Annotated in this window: 13 protein-coding genes; 11 read left to right on the forward strand and 2 right to left on the reverse strand. The window is 54.4% G+C overall.

Going from position 1 to position 18,885, the window contains the following annotated elements; all coding sequences use genetic code 11:
• Nucleotides 1-153, reverse strand: a 153-nt coding sequence (locus tag ATY29_RS26905; RefSeq protein ID WP_133118214.1) for a helix-turn-helix domain-containing protein, incomplete at its 3' end; no start/stop codon positions are given.
• A gap of 398 nt (nucleotides 154-551) precedes the next feature.
• Between ATY29_RS26905 and ATY29_RS26910 the strand changes: the two genes are divergently transcribed.
• Together ATY29_RS26910 and ATY29_RS26920 are read left to right on the forward strand one after the other, a co-directional pair.
• Nucleotides 552-2,561: a HAMP domain-containing methyl-accepting chemotaxis protein gene (locus ATY29_RS26910; protein WP_004673275.1), complete on the forward strand. Its 2,010-nt coding sequence runs from the start codon at nucleotides 552-554 to the stop codon at nucleotides 2,559-2,561.
• 521 nt (nucleotides 2,562-3,082) lie between these two features.
• Complete coding sequence (locus tag ATY29_RS26920) at nucleotides 3,083-3,268, forward strand: hypothetical protein (protein WP_004673279.1); 186 nt, start codon at nucleotides 3,083-3,085, stop codon at nucleotides 3,266-3,268.
• A gap of 70 nt (nucleotides 3,269-3,338) precedes the next feature.
• Here ATY29_RS26920 and ATY29_RS26925 read toward each other — a convergent pair whose 3' ends face one another.
• Nucleotides 3,339-4,373, reverse strand: coding sequence for an AraC family transcriptional regulator (locus tag ATY29_RS26925; protein ID WP_016737424.1), 1,035 nt, complete (start codon nucleotides 4,371-4,373; stop codon nucleotides 3,339-3,341).
• Nucleotides 4,374-5,568: 1,195 nt separating this feature from the next.
• On the opposite strand from ATY29_RS26925, the gene ATY29_RS26930 reads away from it, so the two are divergent.
• The 9 genes from ATY29_RS26930 (at nucleotide 5,569) to ATY29_RS26975 (ending at nucleotide 18,757) form a co-directional block, all read left to right on the forward strand.
• Nucleotides 5,569-6,318, forward strand: coding sequence for an SDR family oxidoreductase (locus tag ATY29_RS26930; RefSeq protein ID WP_016737426.1), 750 nt, complete (start codon nucleotides 5,569-5,571; stop codon nucleotides 6,316-6,318).
• Nucleotides 6,319-6,529: 211 nt separating this feature from the next.
• Entirely contained in the window at nucleotides 6,530-9,043 is a 2,514-nt protein-coding gene (locus ATY29_RS26935; protein ID WP_008534365.1) for a methyl-accepting chemotaxis protein, read from the forward strand.
• Between the two features lie 184 nt (nucleotides 9,044-9,227).
• A complete protein-coding gene (locus tag ATY29_RS26940) occupies nucleotides 9,228-10,427 on the forward strand; it encodes an ABC transporter substrate-binding protein (RefSeq protein ID WP_016737427.1) in 1,200 nt (399 codons plus the stop codon).
• A gap of 432 nt (nucleotides 10,428-10,859) precedes the next feature.
• Entirely contained in the window at nucleotides 10,860-13,418 is a 2,559-nt protein-coding gene (locus tag ATY29_RS26945) for a sensor domain-containing protein (protein ID WP_004673285.1), read from the forward strand.
• A 352-nt stretch (nucleotides 13,419-13,770) separates the two neighbouring features.
• Nucleotides 13,771-14,655 (forward strand): MBL fold metallo-hydrolase, encoded by an 885-nt coding sequence (locus tag ATY29_RS26955; RefSeq protein WP_011053353.1) that lies wholly within the window; start codon nucleotides 13,771-13,773, stop codon nucleotides 14,653-14,655.
• A 12-nt stretch (nucleotides 14,656-14,667) separates the two neighbouring features.
• Entirely contained in the window at nucleotides 14,668-15,795 is a 1,128-nt protein-coding gene (locus tag ATY29_RS26960) for a zinc-dependent alcohol dehydrogenase family protein (protein ID WP_004673287.1), read from the forward strand.
• The gene (locus tag ATY29_RS26965; RefSeq protein ID WP_016737429.1) at nucleotides 15,795-16,589 is read left to right on the forward strand and encodes an N-acyl homoserine lactonase family protein; all 795 of its coding nucleotides are present in this window, start codon (nucleotides 15,795-15,797) and stop codon (nucleotides 16,587-16,589) included. The genes ATY29_RS26960 and ATY29_RS26965 overlap by 1 nt, the downstream gene beginning before the upstream one ends.
• Nucleotides 16,590-16,708: 119 nt before the next feature.
• Nucleotides 16,709-17,398, forward strand: coding sequence for a GntR family transcriptional regulator (locus ATY29_RS26970; RefSeq protein ID WP_016737430.1), 690 nt, complete (start codon nucleotides 16,709-16,711; stop codon nucleotides 17,396-17,398).
• A gap of 129 nt (nucleotides 17,399-17,527) precedes the next feature.
• Nucleotides 17,528-18,757, forward strand: coding sequence for an alpha/beta fold hydrolase (locus ATY29_RS26975; protein ID WP_008534369.1), 1,230 nt, complete (start codon nucleotides 17,528-17,530; stop codon nucleotides 18,755-18,757).
• Nucleotides 18,758-18,885 lie beyond the last annotated feature (128 nt).

Raw genomic sequence — 18,885 nt, forward strand, 5'->3', positions numbered from 1 at the left:
AGCAGTTAACTCACCCTCTTTCGCTCTTGCAATCCAGCGGATCGCCGTCGAAATCCCAACTCCGAAACGGGCCGCAGCCTGTCGAGCCGACATGCCCGCCGCAGACGCTTTCAAAACCCGTATTCGAAGATCATCGCTCAGGGCTTGTCCCATCATCCACCTCTTCTCTGTGGAGTTGAATCAGCTTCGATGGACGCCGTCACATCACAATCGATTCATCGATCGCAGGACTTGCTCTAGGTCGCTCGTGGCGGGGCGAAACTCGGTTGCTGAAAACGATGATGCTCTTCGAACGGCGCCAAATGAAATTTTGCCGGCTGCATCCTCCTTGTAAGCGCGGACGATCCATTGGACGCCTGACTATCCTTAAAACGTCGTCTTTTTGCATTCGAGACGGGCAGGAAAGGCTTCATTAACCAACGCAACCAATAGGTATTCTCAGCTATGTCACAGACCCACAAGATTGATCTGCCGTTCGAATGAATGAAACGGCAATTGGAAGATTTGAGTAGACAAGTCGATCGTCCACCTCACCTAAAAGGTTTGCCTTTATGCCCAAGTCCATTAGACTCGCTTTATCTTTGATATTTGTTCTGCTCTCTCTTCTCGCGGCGGGCCAGGGCATCGTGAGTATCGTCAAGCTGCTGTCCATTAGGAGCAATATATCCGAAGTTGCCAGCAACTGGCTGCCATCGATCGATGTGATAAATCGGATCAATACGATCACCGGGGACTACCGCATCCTGCAGTTCAGGCTGGTGACAAACTCATCAGATTCGACGAGCCTTGCGCATAATATCACCACCTTCCGCCAGAAGATGGAGGATCTCGCGAATGCCCGTGGTGAATATGAGCCGATGGTGACATCCGGCGAGGAGCGTCAGGCCTATGACGCGTTCTCCGCTTTGTGGACGCAATATCAGGAGGATGGCGAGCGGATTGTTAAACTAATGCAGGCAGGCAAGAAGGATGAAGCATTCGCTCTTCTAACGAGTGACGCCACGACGAAACTGTATAATGATAGCGGAGCGCTCCTTGACCAGGATGTCGCAGTTAACAAGCGTGGTGGAGTCGCGGCCGTCGGAAATACGATGGGCGCCGTTTCATCGACGGTTTTGGTCACCATTCTTGCCATGGCGCTGGCAACTACGACGGGCATTATAGCCCTGCTTTACTGCATCCGGAAGATTACCGATCCGATCTCGCGGTTGACTACCACGATGGGCGTACTGGCAGATGGTAATCTCGACACTGAGGTTCCTTTCGCAATGCGCGCCGACGAAATCGGCAAGATGTCGAGAGCCGTTGAGGTATTCAAGCAAAACAGCATCAAGGCCCGCGATCTGAACGCGCAGGAGGCCGCGTTGCAGGCCAAGAGCGCCGACTTGCAGTCGAGCATTGCCGAGGTGGTGTCAGCCGCCGTAGCCGGTGACTTCACCCATCGCATCACCAAGAAATACGGCGATGCGGCTCTCGACCGTTTTGCAGGAAGCGTCAACGAACTGGTCACCTCTGTTGACCGGGGCATCGCCGAAACTCGCCGAGTTATCTCAGCGCTTGCCGATGGGGATCTGACGGAAAACATGTGCGGCGAGTTTCAGGGAGCCTTTGGTGAACTGAAGAGTAATGTCAACGCCACCATGGCAGCCCTTCGATCCGTATTAGGCGAGGTTCGCTCCGCCGTCGACACGATCAACGGCGGAGCCGGCGAGATGCGCATCGCCTCAGGCGACCTTTCAAAGCGCACGGAACAGCAAGCCGCGGCCCTGGAGGAGACCTCTTCGGCGCTTGAGGAAATCACGGTGGCGGTAAAAAGCTCGACAGAAAGAGCCACGGAAGCCAGCCATATGGTCGATGAGGCACGCAGAAGCACCGAGCAGTCGAGCGCGGTTGTCAAAGACGCGGTCGCCGCCATGGGCCGCATCGAGCAGGCCTCGGATGAAATCGGCCAGATCATTAACGTCATTGACGAGATCGCCTTCCAGACCAATCTTTTGGCCCTCAACGCCGGCGTCGAGGCGGCGCGTGCGGGTGACGCTGGAAAGGGTTTCGCCGTTGTGGCTCAGGAGGTGCGTGAACTGGCACAGCGCTCCGCCACTGCCGCCAAGGATATCAAGGCGCTGATCAACCGGTCCGGCGACGAGGTCAAAACTGGGGTCAGGCTGGTAACGGCCACAGGCGATGCCCTTGGTCTAATCCGAGGCCACGTGATCAAGGTGAACGAGCACGTTCATACGATCTCGACGGCGGCACGAGAGCAATCGACCGGGCTGGCGGAAGTCAGCACTGCGGTCAACCAGATGGATCAGACAACCCAGCAGAATGCGGCGATGGTGGAAGAATCGACGGCGGCCACCAACCGGTTGGCGGATGAGGCTTCCAATCTGGCGCGGCTTATTGCGCGCTTCAGGCTCGACGGTTCGACTTTTGTACGGCGTGTTGCCCACCAGAACGGTAAGCCGGCCGCCTCGCCAGCGCGTGCCCTCTCCCAGAAGCTTGCCGGCGCCTTCGGCGGACGTACTACAGCCGCTGTCGCGACTAAGGAATGGGAAGAGTTTTAATGAATCATGTCATAATTCATCGCAGGATATTATCGGTTTCCATCTGGCAGCCAGCAGTTCTGCATGAAGACGACGTTGATCCCGGAAATCCGGGGGTTAGCAGAGGCGACGCCGCTGCCCCTAACGCATGTTCTCGGTTCAGGGATCTGCCGGTTCTGTCATTCCGGTGATAGAGCTTGCTGCCGAGATAACCAATCCCATCGGTCTAGCCACAGCGCCATTGTCGTCGTTGAGGTAGCAGATGGTATCATCGGCCCGGTCGTCGATCAGGTCTCTGGCATTCTATCGATCAACGGCGATCGGATCCAACCGGTTCGGACTTAGGCGCGACTTCGACCCAACCTTCAGCTACGGAATCACTCCGCTTGAACAAGGGATGGAATGCTTCCTTAGTTTTGAGCAAAGGTTTGGCACCAATCAGGACGCATCGCAGCTGCCTAGCAGACTTTTGCTTTTTCACCTTCCGCGACTGTCTTCCTTCAAGACGCGGAGTATTAACGAAATTCAACGAGAGTTCGAAGATGTCCAAAGTTATCGCAATCAATTTCGGGCAACAGGCTAAGACAGATACCCACTTAGAAAGCCACGAAGATGCACAGTCGCAGCGCCTGGAGCAAGAGCGGCTGCAAATGATCCAAATCACCAATCACCTTGAAGCACTGTACGCTCGGCTGCTGACCGTCTGTGGCGACAGACCGAAAAATTAAGGGCGCAGCGATGGTATAGCCCGGTGGAGCGCTGCGAACCACAGCGCCATCGCGAAGGGCTATTTCCGGGTCAGCTTTCGGGCGGAGAGGCCTGCGAAGCACACATAGATCGCCTATGCGGCAGAACATCGCTCATATGCACTGTTTTAGATGGCAGTTCGCCGTAACGTCTCTTGTACTCTGCAGCAAAACGGCCGAGGTGTGTGAAGCCCCACTTCAGCGCTATTTCCGAAACGCTGATTTTAGCGCCGTTTTGCAGCAGTTCCTGTCGAGCTGCGCACATACGCAAGTCTCGGAGGTGCATTGTGGGGCTGGTATTACGAAATTGTCGGAAGCCGTGCTGCAAAGTCCGCACGCTGACCTTGGCCGCAGCGGCGATATCGTTAAGGGAAATGGGTTGAGCCATATGCTCTTCCATAAACTCCATTGCCCGTTTCACGTGGCGAGGCGTGGGAGACGGAGCCGGACGACGAAGTTCATCGGTATAGCGATGCATACAGCTTTCGATCAAAAGGTACTCTATCGCGTCGAGGAGCGAGCTATAGGCCGACGGGCATTGTCGCAGAGCCCCCCCGGCACTGAGGCCGCGATGGGCAGACAGGGCTAGTTCTCGCATGAGCGTTCCCGCGCTCGATGCAAGATCAAGGGTCGGCTGAATTTGCAGATTTCCGCTGATCGTCCGATCGAGCATGCGAGAAAGCTTGTCACGCAAGGATTGCGTATCGATCGTCAATGACAGTTGAGATCTTATGCCATCTTGTCGGGCATTCAGCGGAGCATTTGCAACATGCGGCGACTCTACCTGTTGCCCAGACCAATGAAAGACTGCATTCCCGGACGCCGGCAGGAAGACCGTTACGACGTCAACTGGGGAATCTATCATGACCGAGAACGCCTCTTCATGATGGGCATCCGCAACGCCAAAACCATCAAGGGAAATTCGACTGCAGCGAGAGTTAAGCGATCTACTGTCGTGTTGAGCAAGGTCAGAGGACGCCAGGGGCGATGATATCAAAGGCAAAAGACGTTCGGGATCGGAGCCCTCGATAAAGTTGTCTTTCACTAAGGTCCCTTCATCGGGCTTGCTGAACAAACTTTCGGTCATCCAATATAAACCTATCTATGAACACCAACTCGCACATGCCGGGACTAGTTTTCCAAACCTTCAAAGCTCGAGACCGGATGGCGTGCGAGCGATTTTGATCGCGTACATGACCGATTCGGACCTTTGTGGAGGCCGGTTGAATCTCTCATTCCCTAGGCTTTCGTCATGGCGGATCATCACCAGCACCGACATCCACGTTCTCCCGCTCGAGATGGCCTCCTAGTTTTTCAGCGCTGCAGTTGGGAAGCCTCTAATGATGCGATGACTGGCTTCCACAAGCCTCGAACAGATTGACAGATTGTCTGATATACGTTAATGCTATTCCTGATCAAAGGCAAGGCAGCATCAGGGAAATCTGCCACGGTTCTAGTGGAGTTCCCGCACGGCAAATCAATCTAAAGATGCCTCCCAAGGCGAGGGGTGACGGGCTGCTTTCGATCGCAGCCCGTCACGGGAAGGGTGGGAGTGCTATGAGTGGGAGAGAACCTACGCCAACCGAACTTGGAGGCCGTTGAGTCGACACGGAGAAAAATGATTGTGCTGTAGGATGGCCCCACGATTTCGCCACACGCTGGTCCTCTTAACCTGCGCATCAGCATACTTCGGTTATGACGTATAAGAGAGGCACGCTCCAGGCTCAACACTCGGAGACGCAAAGACGTCGACGAGTTCTTTTGGCCTACTAAGCGAGGCGGTCGCGGCAAATATCAATGCGTCAGCCGCGCCTCGTCGCATTGAGTTGACTTTGCGCTCTTCTTAGCGGGTAGGGACTCCGGGCGTCTGATTGGGCAAAAGAAGAGCTTAAGGACGAAACCTGATGATGGTCAAACAGCTTGTGCTGCCATAGGCGTGCTGTTGTCTGTGCCGCGCGAACGCGAAAAGCGCGATCAAATCGGAACGTGGCGGCGAGAGAAGATTAACAGGAAAGACCACATCAAACTCAACCGGGTGTCGGAATACCGATGCTTACGGCATTGCGGGCATGAGGCCTCAAAATGACGCCGGTCTCGACATGTGTCCGCCGAAAATCGCAAAAAGGAATTGACAGATTGTCGGACAAAAATTTTACTATATCGCCTGCGCATTGCTTGTTCGCGGGAGACGCAGCGACGGACCGGGAGTTATAAGTGCTAAACTTGGCCAAAAATGCACAAATTGTCGACCTTCTTAATCTGCCGGAAGCGGCGACCGGCGCGTGATACAAGCGTCTCTGACTCACAAGGCGTGTCATACTCCATCGACCGAGGTACTGGTTGAACGTGACAGTGACGCCAACATTTCTCCTGGGGAAAAAGTCTGTGTCTTGATAGGCGCGTCAAATCCTGTTGGTCTTTGTTTGGCGCGCTCATTTATAGAAAAAGGCTATCGGGTCGCCGTAGGCGACGCCAATCCCGCCGACTTCGCCTCCCTGGCTGAAGGCCAGGGAAACAATTTTTTACCGGTCAAAGTCAACCCGAACAGAGACGTTTACGTCAACTCAATGGCTGACCAGGTGTATCTGCGCTGGAGACGGGTCGACGTTCTGGTGAACATAGTTTTCCGCAGAAATGAAACAACCCAAACTGTAACGGGATTGCTATCCAGCGCGAATCTGGGGCTTGATGCCGTATCCAATCTAATCAGAGTTACAGGTGCCTTTAGCTCTCGACTTCAGGGCGCGGAGCTTGCCGTAGTGGACGTCGCATGGTTCGAAGAGACGACCTCGCTGGAAGCAGAAGCCGTCCTTCAAGCGGCGTTGCGCACTACTACCTCCGCAATTGCTAGGCAATATTTCGGTTCCGGGCTGAGGATAAATGCTGTACACGCCAGCGATGTGAACTCTACGTCTTCAAGCGAAAATGACGTGCTTCGAACAGTGATCCACGCCGTGCAATTCCTGGCGAATTCGGAACTGTCCGGAAAGCTGACAGGGAACGTGCTGGAGATCGATCCTCGGTGCAGATAGATCCACTCACACGTTCTGATCCGGCAAATCTGCAGGTATTAACCTTCCGTTAAGTTTCTCGAAAGACGCAATGGGTAAGAGGTCAAATCCTAACAACACGTAAAAAAGTTTCGATTGTTTTAGTGAAACTCTTATCCATGTTCGTTCAGGCTCAAACATTACTATTCCAAAAGCGAGGCCCCAGCACCGTTTGAGCCCTTTGGAGGTAAGTATGTTCGTCGATCGCCTGTTGTCCACCTTTACCATAAGAGCAAAGGTGTTATTGGTACTTGTACCCTTGATCCTGATATTGGCGGCAGTTGGTGGGGTCGGCTTAAAAGCAACTGGCTTGCTTCAGTCTCGTCTTCGGCTTTCAAATGAGGTTCTTCAGACCTTGAGCGGGTTTCGAAGTGTCGCGGAAAGCATGAACCGCTTTTTGGCGCAAAGCTCAACGGAGTACCGAGATGAGGCGCTGACAAGTTTAAACGGGCAGAGCGCAACCATGCAGTCGCTCCAGGAAGCGGCGGCAGGTAGCGGGAGCGAAACTGGTGCGCTCGAAAACAGTGTATCGGCAATGTCCGTTATCTCGGGCAGCATCGGCCGCATGTGGTCTTTGCATAATGACGAGGAATCCGTTCGCAGCGACATTGTTTCCAACTTGTCGAAGATCAAGGAGGTCGGAGGCGCCCTTAAATTGGCTGCGGTTGATGTGCGCTCACAAGTACGCAATCAGGAGAACTCCGGGAAAACCATGCTCCGGGAGGCTACCCGCTCACTCGATACGGCATCAGTTATGCAACACATGGCGGAAGACTTGGTGAGCTTGCCGGACGGAGCGAAGCAGCCTCCGACTGTCGCCCAGCAAGGGCTTGTGATCAAAAAGTCGCTAAAAACAGTCAAGCGGGTAGTCTCGACTGCTGACGAGCAGGCCGTTACTAAAATTGAGAGGACTATCGCCAAGCTAATCGCCAACCCCGAATTTGTCGACCCTTCCACACGGCTTGCCGGCTCTGACCTACAGAGCTTTGCGACGAACCTGCGAGTGGATGCGATCCAGCACATGATTGAAGGAACAAATGCGATCCGGGCGTTGGATAAAGCGTTGACGGATTCCGAAATGCTTGTTGCGACGGCGACAACGATCGGCCAGGACGCCGATTCGATCGAAATCGAAATCAATAACCTGTTCCGTACAGCCAACGCAGAGAATCAGCAGCGCCTCGTTGAGCAACTTACAAAATTGGCGCGTGACACCGTGGCAGTTGGAGGCGTTGCCAGCTCGATATCTGGCTTCGATAAAATGCAGGAAGATCTATTCGCCCAGGTGGATTCTATCCAAGAGAACACAGAGAAGCTGGTCAAGATAGCGGAAGCCCGCCAAGCGCAATATTCTGAGGCGGACAAAACCGGCCAGGAGATCTGGAAAAACCTCGTAACCTTTGCAGCAACTCAGGAAAACGATGCTCGCAATGAAAGCAATCTTGCCCGCTTGCTGTCAACTATCGCCACAGTGTCCGGCGTCTTGGTAGCCTTGGCGGCTGGCGCCGGCCTGATGGCGACACTTCGCGCCCCGATCGAACGGATCGCGAAGCGCATGCAAGAGCTGGCAAAGGGCGATCTTCGATCGCAGATTGTCGGACGTGACCGGAGAGACGAAATAGGTGAAATGGCTCGCGCACTCGAGGTTTTCCGTGAAAATGCTGTCTCGAAGATGGACATCGAGACACGAACGGAAGCCGATAGGAAAACCGTTGAACAGGAGCGGATGGATCGTGAACGCGAACGCGCTCAGATGGAGGAGGAGGTCGCAACTGCCGTCACCATTCTAGGAGAGGCGTTATCTCGATTGGCGCGTGGCGACATCTCTCAAGAAATTGACCGCCAATTCCATCCCAATCTTGAGCCGCTGAGGCGCGATTTCAATCACTCGCTTTCGATCCTGAGAGAGACAGTGTCTCATATCGACGAGAATACCAATCAAATTCAATGGGGAACCAGCGAGCTTTTCAAAGCCTCAGATGATCTGTCGCGGCGAACTGAATTGCAAGCCGCCTCACTGGAGGAGGCTGCGGCCGCCGTCGAACAGGTGACGGTCACGGTCAGAAAATCATCCGAGAATGCCTATGAAACCCAGGCTTTCGTGTCCGTTGTTAAAGAACACGCCGAGGGTGCGGCAACCATTGTGACCGATGCGATCAACGCAATGGGCAGAATAGAAGACGCGTCCCACAAGATCGGCCAAATCATTGGTTTGATCGATACGATTGCGTTCCAGACAAATCTTTTGGCACTAAATGCTGGTGTCGAGGCGGCTCGTGCTGGAGATGCCGGAAAGGGTTTTGCAGTCGTAGCCCAGGAAGTGCGCGAACTTGCCCAGAAATCATCAGCTGCAGCCCGCGAGATTCGCCACCTGATTTCGGAATCCTCTTCGGAGGTGGCGATCGGCTCAGATTACGTGGGGAAAGCAGGTGAGGCGTTACACAACATAACGGCGTCGATCTTGAAGATTTCCGATCGGATTGATCAAATCGTCAATTCGAGCCGCGAGCAAGCGGCGTCCCTCGCCGAGATCAACAATAACGTCAATGTACTTGACCAGGGAACACAACAAAACGCTGCCATGGCCGAGCAGACAAATGCCGCGGCAAAGACTCTCTCGGATCAGACTAACGAACTCAGCGAGCGGCTCGCTTCATTCAAATTGACCGAAGATAAGTCGACGCGTCGGGTTAGGTTAGTGGCGTAAGCTGCGCATCGAACGAGACTGCCACGCGTCGGATGGCCACTGTGATAGCGGCGTTCTACTGAAGGGAAATCCGCTTACGGAAGCGAAATCCGGCCTTAGGCTCTTGGTCTCCCTTTCGCCGCCCGTCTGACTGTAAAAAACCCACCTAGAGCCGATCAACCTTCAAGAGATCAACTGCTTTGCAATGCTCAGAGACACGAGAGGTATCAAATCCGTGCGCATACGTGAAATTACAAGAGCCATTATTCTAATCACCGGCTTGGTGATCCCTTCTGTAGCGGCCGCCGGTGGCCTTACGGAATTGCCGCGGGAGGAACGAAAAACCTACGAGTTGCTCGATCCAAAGTTGCCTACAGGTGAATCTGTCTTCCGCACGTTTAAGGCACAGCGAGCACCGCCGTGGAAAATTGGGTACGCATCGACATATGCTGACAATTCTTGGCGTGCGAGTATTCTTGATGAGTTCACAAACAAGATTGTTCCAGCTTTCAAGAAAGCGGGGCTGGTCTCCGAGTTCATCGTCACCCAGTCAAATCTTGAAGACGCTGTCCAGATCAGGCAGATGCGGCAGATGGTAGACGACGGCGTTGATGCAATTATTATCTGCTGTTCGAACCTCACGGCGCTTAATCCTACGATAGAGTATGCGTATTCAAAAGGAGTGCCTGTGTTCTCGTACTCTGGTTACGTAACATCGCCGTTCGCCGTCAACGCAACTGAGAACAACATGCAAGGCGGGTTTGAGGCGGCGAAGTGGCTCGCTGAAGAAATCGAAGGAAGTGGCAATGTGCTTCTCGTTTCGGGGATCTCCGGCTTTGCCTCCTCGGACAGCTTTGACGTCGGCGCAAAGAAGGCTCTGGAGTATTATCCCGAGATAAAGATCGTAGGTCATGTCGACGGGAAGTGGACAGACAAGGTCGCGCAGGCCGAGGTGCAAAAATTCCTTGCAGCGAATCCCGGTCGAATTGATGGTATTATCGTTCAGTCGGGAGCTGAGAATGGTGTTATCAACGCGGTGCGCCAGTCCGGGCGCGACATGATCCCAATCGTTCTAGGGGGCGAAGCTTCGGCAGCCTGTTACTGGCGACGGAACCCCGACTTCGTAAGCAAGAGTTTTCATTTCTGGCCGCCGCGCTCTGAGGCGGGTTTCGTATGGGACGTAATGATGCGAACTCTTGAGGGACAGGGCCCCAAAATTCAGACAATCCTGCGGCCAGCAATTCCCAGTACCATAGAGGATGTAATGGCGGATTTGCCAGCTGATTGCGATCCTAACTCTGAGGATTGGATCGAGCCGAAGAATACAGCTTGGTGGTCTGCCAGCGCTGCTGCTAAATATTTCGATAACCCAGCGGATCCGCTCTCCTGGAAGCCGGCCAATTGAAGATCGCATGCGGGGTCTGTGTGGAATGCGGTGCCTTCATGATCGGCTCTCGTGCAAGGTAGGCTGCGCTAAGGAATGACAGTTCAAATTGGGAAATGCCCGGGTCGCCTCAGGAGACATGAGACAAGCGATCCGGTTCCCCCGAACATATTTGCTCCGCGGTAGCATTCTTCCTCCGGCCCTCCTCTCGCCAAACGGGACAACATACTCATTGCGCCAATCAATCTACGTGCTGCCGCGAAGGTTGTTGCTTCGAATGTGAAAGCAAAGTTCATTTCCGATCGCACTATCCGGCTCAGGCCGACGCGCGGTTCGACGCCTTACTGACATATCTGCATCAATTTGTTGCTCGAATGATTTGGGTGGCGTTCCCGGAATTCCTGATCGGATGGATGATGCATCCTGTCTTGGCCCTCGGTAAGGAGCTTCACGATGAATTCGACTTTACAACCGCTTTGGCAACGCTCCTTTTTTCAGAAAAGGCGCAATCGCCGGAGAGACGAAGCGCTGCATCATGATACCTCAGCCGACCGAGGAGCGCTGCTTGAAGCATTGATCGGCGTGTTGCCCCTCCCAATTTTCTTCAAAGATCTGCACGGTCGCTATGTCGGTTGCAACAAGGTTTTCGAAGATCTCCTCGGTCGCTCGCGCGACGAGATCATCGGGAATACAGATTTTGATCTCAGTTCAACGCAACTGGCGGAAATTTATTCTATTGAAGAGAAAGGCCTTCTTGAAAGGGGTGGAGCCCAAGTCTCCGAGCGTAAGATCGCTCTCGCAAACGGCGCCATCCTGGATGTTGTCTGCAACAAGGCAGTTTTCAGAGGTCACGACGACGAGCCCGCGGGTCTGATTGGCGTTATCATCGACATAACCGAACACAAGTTGGCGGAGCAGGAACTCAAAAACGCTCTCGAACTAGCCCAAGGGATCGTCACCGCTATTCCAGACGTTCTGTTTGAGGTCGACGAGGATGGGCGATATCTTCAGGTCTGGACCAGAAATCCCGAACTACTAGCCCAGCAGCGGGAAATGCTACTGGGTAGGACGGTCGACCAAGTTCTTGCGCCTGATCAAGCGGCTATTGCAATGGAGGCGCTTCGAACTGCAAGCAGTGAAGGAGTTGCCTACGGTCGATGCATTAGCGTATCCTTGCCAAACGGCGAGACCCGATGGTTCGAGTTGTCGGTGGCTAGACGACCAAGCGCCGATCCTGACGCCGCCACCACGCTCCTGGCATTTTCGCGTGATGTCACGGAACGAAGGCAGGCGGAAGACGCCATCAACTCCGTGCGGACGCAATTGCTAAGTGTGCTGCAAACCATTCCTGACATGGTTTGGGTAAAGAATGTCGATGGCGTACACCTTTTGTGCAATCATGCATTTGAGCGGCTGACCGGGAAATCAGAGGCGGAGGTCGTTGGAAAAACGGACCTTGAATTGTTCGGGGCTGAGAGAGCTCACATTTCCGGAAAATCTGATGAGGCCACGATCGAAGCCGGTGGCATACTTATCGACGAGAATTGGGTGGTTTCCCCGGAGAACGGTCAGTCCATTCTTCTCGAAACACGTAAACTTGCGGTCCTCGGCGCCGGGGGAGAGGTTACAGGAGTCCTCGGGGTCTCTCGCGATGTCACGGAACTGAACGCCTCGCGGGAAAAAATCAGGCAAATGGCCTTTTACGATCCGGTGACTTCTTTGCCGAACCGCTTGCTGTTTAACGAGCGATTGCAAAAGGTCGTCAGTGACGCGTCGTCTCAACGTCGGCGGACAGGGGTAATGCTGATTGACATCGACCATTTCAAAGTCGTGAACGATACGATGGGTCACCCTGTGGGTGATCAACTACTCTGCCAGGTCGCTACCCGGCTTAAGAAATCTGTCCGCGATCTCGACACGGTTGCGCGTCTCGGCGGCGACGAGTTCGCGATTCTGTTGCCGGAAATCCAGACAACCGACGATCTCGATTGGGTTGCGTGCTCGATCCTCGAGAGATTCAAGGAATCTTTCCTATTGGATGGCAAGGAAGTCTACGTGTCATGCAGTGTAGGCATCGCGATCTCGCCCGACGACAGCACAGATGTCAACGATCTGGTGAAATACGCCGACTCTGCGATGTATCTTGCCAAACGCTCGGGGAGAAACAGTTTTCGCTTTTATTCGAAGGATTTGACTGTGGGCGTGGAGGAGCGCATGCAGTTGGAATCTGAATTGCGCCGCGCTATCGAGCGCGAAGAATTGGAGCTGCACTACCAGCCCAAGGTGCTTCTGGACAGCGGCGTTATGATAGGATCGGAAGCGTTGTTGAGATGGCCTCATCCCGAGATGGGCATGATTCCGCCGGTTCGATTCATTCCGGTCGCTGAGGATACCGGGCTGATCGTTGAACTCGGGCGATGGGTGCTGCGTGAAGCGTGCAAGACGGCGAAGGAGCTGAACGCCGATTGCCACCACCTGCACAAGATTGCAGTCAACCTTTCGGGTAAGCAATTCCAATGCTCACGGTTGGTAAACGAGATCGCTGCAATCCTCGGTGAAACCGGTTGCCGCGCGGAATGGATCGAAATCGAAATCACGGAGAGTCTGCTTCTCGATCGGAAGGGCGAGACCCTGCAGACGCTTCTTAAGCTGCGTCAAATGGGATTTTCGATTGCTATCGATGATTTTGGCACCGGTTACTCGGCGCTCAACTATCTAGCCCGCTTCCCGATCGACACGCTGAAGATCGATCGGTCATTCATAAATAGCTCGGACAAAAGGAACGAAGAATTGGTCAAAGCGATTCTGTCCATTGCACAATGTCTTGGACAGGACGTGGTGGCGGAAGGTGTTGAGACCGCCGAGCAGGCAGCATTTCTCGCAGCGAACGGATGCGGTTCGGCGCAAGGCTTCTTTTACAGCAAGGCCCTGCCGAAGATGGAATTGATCGCTCTTTGGGTGCGCGCGTCCGCCACCGGCTTCGTTTCAGATCGTTACGCCGCTTCGCGATGATGAGCGCGAATATGGGAAAAAGTCACCTGTCTGATGGACGGTGATGCGGTGCGCGCTGTGAGACAACTCAACTTGAGCCTCGTCAATCTCTGAATGTCTGCGGTTTTTCGCGGAACAGGGGGCAACGCTGGGTCAACGACCATGCGTTGTGCGGCCCCGCGAGCCGCATTCTCGAATGCTCTGCTCCTACTGCGCGGCATTCGGTAGGCCGGGGAAAACGCGGTACACCGGCTCCTAAAGCAAGGCAGTCGCTCTCGATATGGCTTTCTTCAAAAATATTTGACAGATTATCATACAATCTGCCAAAAATGTAGCCAAGCACCTGATGGGAGGAAAATCAGTGTCTCTTAGTATGCATCACCTGGCCAAGCTTCCGTATTTTTATCCGTTCGAATTTGGCGATGGAAAAATCACGGTACTGTCCGACGGGCCGTTAGAGCTAGGAGATCCTCGCCTGAACTTCTTGGGGGTAGAGCCACGCACGGTCAGCCTGATGCTAGAGGACAATTTCCTGCCAACGAACAAAGTTGTACTCGAGCAAAACGTGCCGCTTGTTGAGATAAATGGAAGAACAATTCTATTTGATACCGGGATGGGGTCTTCCAAAGCTTTCGGGCCCACCACAGGTCGGCTCCTAGCAAGCCTGAGAGAGGCAGGTCGAGATCCGACGGAGATCGATGCGGTGGTTCTGTCGCACGCCCATATCGATCATATCGGCGGTCTGTGCGATGCCAATGGAAGGTTAAATTTCCCGAACGCCGACATCTTCATCAGTGAGCGAGACTTCACGGACTGGACGGACGGGTCGTCGATCGATTCTTCATTTCAATTTCAAATCGATAACGCTCGGCGAAACCTGCTTCCCCACAAGGATCGGACCTTCTTTTTCAAAGACGGCGAGGAGTTCTTGCCGGGCGTTCACGCGATTTCGGCCCCCGGCCACACGCTCGGTCATCATTGTTTTATGCTGCAGTCGGGAAACGATCGCCTCTGTTTTCTCGGCGACCTTACGCACCATCATATCCTGTTGATGGAGAGGCCGATGATGGAATTCCGATACGACACGGACCCGAAGCTGTCAGCTAGATCCCGCACGCGCGTGCTTGATATGCTGGCGACAGATCGCATTGCGGTAATGTCCTATCACTTCGCATGGCCAGGTGCCGGGCATGTGGTGCGAAACGGAGACGGATTCCGCTATATCCCCTCTCCAATGCAGTTGCTTGCACATCGATAAGGAATCTCAAAGATGCAGATGCGTTCGGTAATCCTCAGGGAGTCGGGTCTGCCGAAGCCCTATTCAAATTCGAAACCTCTTAAGATTGAGCTTGTGGAACTGACGCCGCCTGGCCCCATGGAGGTGTTGGTCAAGATCAAGGCTGCCGGTGTCTGCCACTCTGACCTGTCCGCAATCAATGGGGACAGACCGCGTCCGCTTCCAGTCGCTCTAGGCCATGAGGCATCTGGCGTCGTCGCAGCAATCGGACCGAGTGTCGAGAAGGTTGAGGTTGGTGACCATGTAGTCATGTCATTTCTGCCGGTTTGTGGCCATTGCTCATATTGCGCTGAAGGCCGCGCCAGCCTCTGCGAACCGGGCTACCAGGCCAATGCTGCAGGAACGCTTCTATCCGGCGGCAAGCACATCCGTTTGAGAGGATACGAAATTAACCACCATAGCGGCGTTTCTGCGTTTTCCGAATATGCTGTCGTGTCGGCGAGCTCGGTAGTCAAAGTGACCAAAGATATCGATTTGGCGACAGCTGCTCTCTTCGGCTGTGCCGTTATGACCGGCGTTGGAGCTGTGATGAACACGTGTGGGGTCCGCCCAGGCCGTAGTGTGGCGGTAATCGGGCTCGGCGGCGTAGGCCTTTCGGCGATACTTGGCGCTGTTGCGAGCGGTGCAAGCGATATCGTGGCGATCGACCTAATCCAAGCGAAGCTGGATCTTGCCAAGGAGCTGGGAGCGACGAAGACTTTTTTGGCCACCTCGCCGAATATTGTTGCCCAAGTAAAAGGCGCGACAAGCGGCGGGGTAGACTACGCGATAGAGATGGCTGGATCCAAAAAGGCATTCGAGCTTGCATATGAGATTACCCGGCGCGGAGGGATGACCGCTACGGCCGGACTGGCCAGCGCAAATTCCCGTTTCGAGGTTTCGCCCTTGCCGTTGGTCGGAGAGGAGAGAACGATCAAGGGCAGCTATATGGGTTCCTGCGTGCCATCGCGCGACATACCCCGCTATATCGACCTTTACCTCAAAGGTAAGCTGCCAGTGGACAAATTGCTGTCGAGCACTGGCCCCCTTGATGAGATCAATGAGGTTTTCGACCGTCTTGACAGGGCCGAGATCAATCGACACCTAGTCTTGATGGACTGATGGCGGGGAGAATTCTCTTGAACGAGTGGACAGTGCTCGCCATCCATTACGGCACCGCGCAAAGACCAGTAAGTGACCTGATACTAGAGACGGATGACATTCATGATCGTCCATCACAAATCGACTACTTCGTGTGGCTGATCCGTCTCGAGGACCGATTAATTCTTGTTGACACTGGTTTCGAAGCCGGAGAGGGCGCGGCCAGAGGGCGGACCCTCTTGATCCATCCGGTGGCAGCACTGAGCAGCCTTGGCATCAAATCCAGCGAAATTACTGATGTCGTTGTGACACACCTGCACTACGATCACGCCGGAAACCTCCCGGCCTTTCCTAACGCCACTTTTCACATTCAGGATCGGGAGATGGCGTATGGAACGGGGCGGTGTATGTGCCATGAGCGAATGCGTCGGCCTTTTGCTACAGAAGGTGTCGTCGACGCGGTCCGGCTCGTTTTTCAGTCACGGGTACGGTTCCATGATGGGGATGGGGAAATTGTTCCTGGATGCAGGGTGCATCTGGTTGGCGGTCACTCGAAAGGTTTGCAAGTTGTTACGGTGGCAACAGGCGGCGCTTTGCTGGTTATCGCTTCCGACGCGCTTCATTTCCAGCACTATCTTGAAAATGACGGCGCGTTTCCCCTGTTTGCAGATTACCTAGAGGTAATCGAGGGTTACAACAAGCTCCGCGTCCTTGCCGGAGCAAACGGACTCATCATTCCGGGTCATGACCCTGAGGTGCTACAGAAATTTTCTCCCCTTGCGCCAGACCTCCAGTTCGCTAGAGTTCTCCTGTGACCCACAATAAACCGATTGAAATTTTTGCTGTTTGCAGACAATCGGGTTGTCCTACGAAACGCTCCGGCAGTATATTGATTCTGTGCGTCACTAGAAATTTCATCGAAGGTTTGTTGTGAATGGGAACGATCGACCTCCAGATTACACGTCAAAACGCCTCTCTTCGAATCCTTGTTGAGGATAAGCTCCGGCAGGCTATTTCAAGTGGCCGTTTCAAGCCCGGGCAGCGGCTGGTGGAGCGCGAGTTGTGCGAACTCATCGGGGTTGGCCGAACTTCAGTTCGCGAGGCGCTGCGCCAGTTAGAAGCTGAAGGGCTTATTACTAGCTATCCGCATCGGGGGCCGGTTGTCAGCACTATCAGCTACGAGGAGGCTAGGCAGCTTTATAGTGTACGCGCGCTGCTTGAAAGCTTTGCCGGCCAGGAGTTCGCCGAGAACGGTTCGAATGAAGAGATCGTTGCTCTCCTCGAGACCGTGGAAGCGTTCGAAGCCGCAGCCAAGAGCGGTTCCGGAACGCGGATCATCGAAGCCAAGACCGCTTTTTACGATTGTTTGATGACCGGCAGCAAGAACGTGTTTGTGAAGCAAATGCTCACGTCGTTGCACAACCGGGTCACATTGTTGCGGATGACATCGATGACCCAGCCAGGGCGGCTGCAGAACAGCGTTTTCGAGATAAGAGAGATTGCGGCCGCTATTGCGTTGCGTGATGGCGACAGGGCAGCCGCGCTTTGCAAGCGCCATATCGAAATCGCGGCTAAGGTGGCGTTGGACTACTTGAGCAAGAACCCCGTCGAAACCTCCGAGTAGTTCCACAAAACGAAGTTCAGGCGACGGCTAAGGTTGACAGATTGTCTGAAAATCTGCTTACCTCTCTTATGGGAGGTGAGACACAGGAAGTGCGGCTTCCCAACAACATCATTTTGTTAGGGAGGACGTATGGGCGCCCATGCCGAGCTGATTAAACGCGTAACCCTGGCGATCGAAGATCCGGAGCTACCGCGACTGACCCCAGGTCTTACAACACGGATCTCGTTGCAAGTTGGACCAGAAAAGTCATCACTTGCTGTGGGAGGCGGGATAGTCGCACTGGACGGCGCGGACGAAAATGCTGACGTCATACTGAGTGCCCCAGAAGGAGCTTGGGAAAAGGTTATGCAGGTGCCGCCGCCGGCAACCTACCATTCGTTCACCGCCTTTCAACTCGCTAACCCTGAGTTCACGTTATCTGGTTCGCCCGTAGCAATCGCTCAAGCGCGTCCCGCTCTGGAGCGACTGTTCGAGATCGTCGTAGCGTCTCCGCCCCTAGTTGCGCCGAAGGTCGATCGAAATATTGAACAGGTCACCGGACGCTATAAGCGGGTAGAGGTCGGCGGCGTAGAACACGATATCTTTTACGAGGAAGCCGGTGCAGGAACTCCTATCCTTTTCCTCCATACGGCTGGCGCAGACGGCCGTCAGTTTCTACCGCAACTCTCCGACACTGGGTTTGCGCGTACGAACCGATTGATCTCAGTTGATCTGCCGTTTCACGGACGTTCGATGCCTCCTTTAACTTGGGACGGCTCGCCCTATCAACTCACAACGGATCTCTACCTGACCTGGTGCACGGCGATACTCGACCAGCTCGTCGGAGACAGAGCTATCGTCGTTGGAGGATCTATGGGCGCGGCGATGTGCATGGTGCTGGCGGCGGAGCGACCGGAACGTCTAATGGGTGTAATTGCGGTCGAGCCGCCGTTGAAGTCAAAGGGCCGTCGCAACCCCTTTCAACACAACGTCAACGTTCATGGGTCGCTTCATAACTCAGCCTATGTCCGCGGAATCATGAGCCCGCTCAGCCCGCAAGAAGAGCGACGCCGCGCCAGTTGGATCTACTCGCAGGGTGCTCCTGGAGTTTATCCCGGCGATCTTTCGTTCTACAGCGACGAGTTCGACGGTGCCGTCGTCGGTCCGAAGATTGATGCCAAGCGAACACCGACCGTTCTTCTCTCCGGGACCTATGACTACTCTGCGACGCCTGCAGACGGAGCAGCGCTAGCGGCCCTCATTCCTGGCAGCCGTCATGTCGTTATGGAGGGGCTTGGGCACTTTCCGATGTGCGAAAATCCTGACTATTTCCGGAGCTTCTTGCAAGACGCTATTCGGTTCGTCGAAGATAACGGCTGATCACAAAGCAACCGCGTTGGCCATTTACCGATCGTGTCCCAGTACGTGGCGTAGGTGATGGTAGGGAGTAAAGCCGAGCGCCCGCGCGCTTCTCGTTGCGCTGTAGCGGGTGATCGGCTTTGCGGGCG

Origin of the sequence: Rhizobium hidalgonense (assembly GCF_002914525.1) — a bacterium.
Lineage (GTDB): Bacteria > Pseudomonadota > Alphaproteobacteria > Rhizobiales > Rhizobiaceae > Rhizobium > Rhizobium hidalgonense.

Coding starts and splice junctions, on each gene's coding strand:
- ATY29_RS26925 (WP_016737424.1), bottom strand. CDS start 4,373: ATGACCGAAAGTTTGTTCAGCAAGCCCGATGAAGGGACCTTAGTGAAA.
- ATY29_RS26940 (WP_016737427.1), top strand. CDS start 9,228: ATGCTCAGAGACACGAGAGGTATCAAATCCGTGCGCATACGTGAAATT.
- ATY29_RS26935 (WP_008534365.1), top strand. CDS start 6,530: ATGTTCGTCGATCGCCTGTTGTCCACCTTTACCATAAGAGCAAAGGTG.
- ATY29_RS26910 (WP_004673275.1), top strand. CDS start 552: ATGCCCAAGTCCATTAGACTCGCTTTATCTTTGATATTTGTTCTGCTC.
- ATY29_RS26965 (WP_016737429.1), top strand. CDS start 15,795: ATGGCGGGGAGAATTCTCTTGAACGAGTGGACAGTGCTCGCCATCCAT.
- ATY29_RS26960 (WP_004673287.1), top strand. CDS start 14,668: ATGCAGATGCGTTCGGTAATCCTCAGGGAGTCGGGTCTGCCGAAGCCC.
- ATY29_RS26970 (WP_016737430.1), top strand. CDS start 16,709: ATGGGAACGATCGACCTCCAGATTACACGTCAAAACGCCTCTCTTCGA.
- ATY29_RS26975 (WP_008534369.1), top strand. CDS start 17,528: ATGGGCGCCCATGCCGAGCTGATTAAACGCGTAACCCTGGCGATCGAA.
- ATY29_RS26920 (WP_004673279.1), top strand. CDS start 3,083: ATGTCCAAAGTTATCGCAATCAATTTCGGGCAACAGGCTAAGACAGAT.
- ATY29_RS26945 (WP_004673285.1), top strand. CDS start 10,860: ATGAATTCGACTTTACAACCGCTTTGGCAACGCTCCTTTTTTCAGAAA.
- ATY29_RS26955 (WP_011053353.1), top strand. CDS start 13,771: ATGCATCACCTGGCCAAGCTTCCGTATTTTTATCCGTTCGAATTTGGC.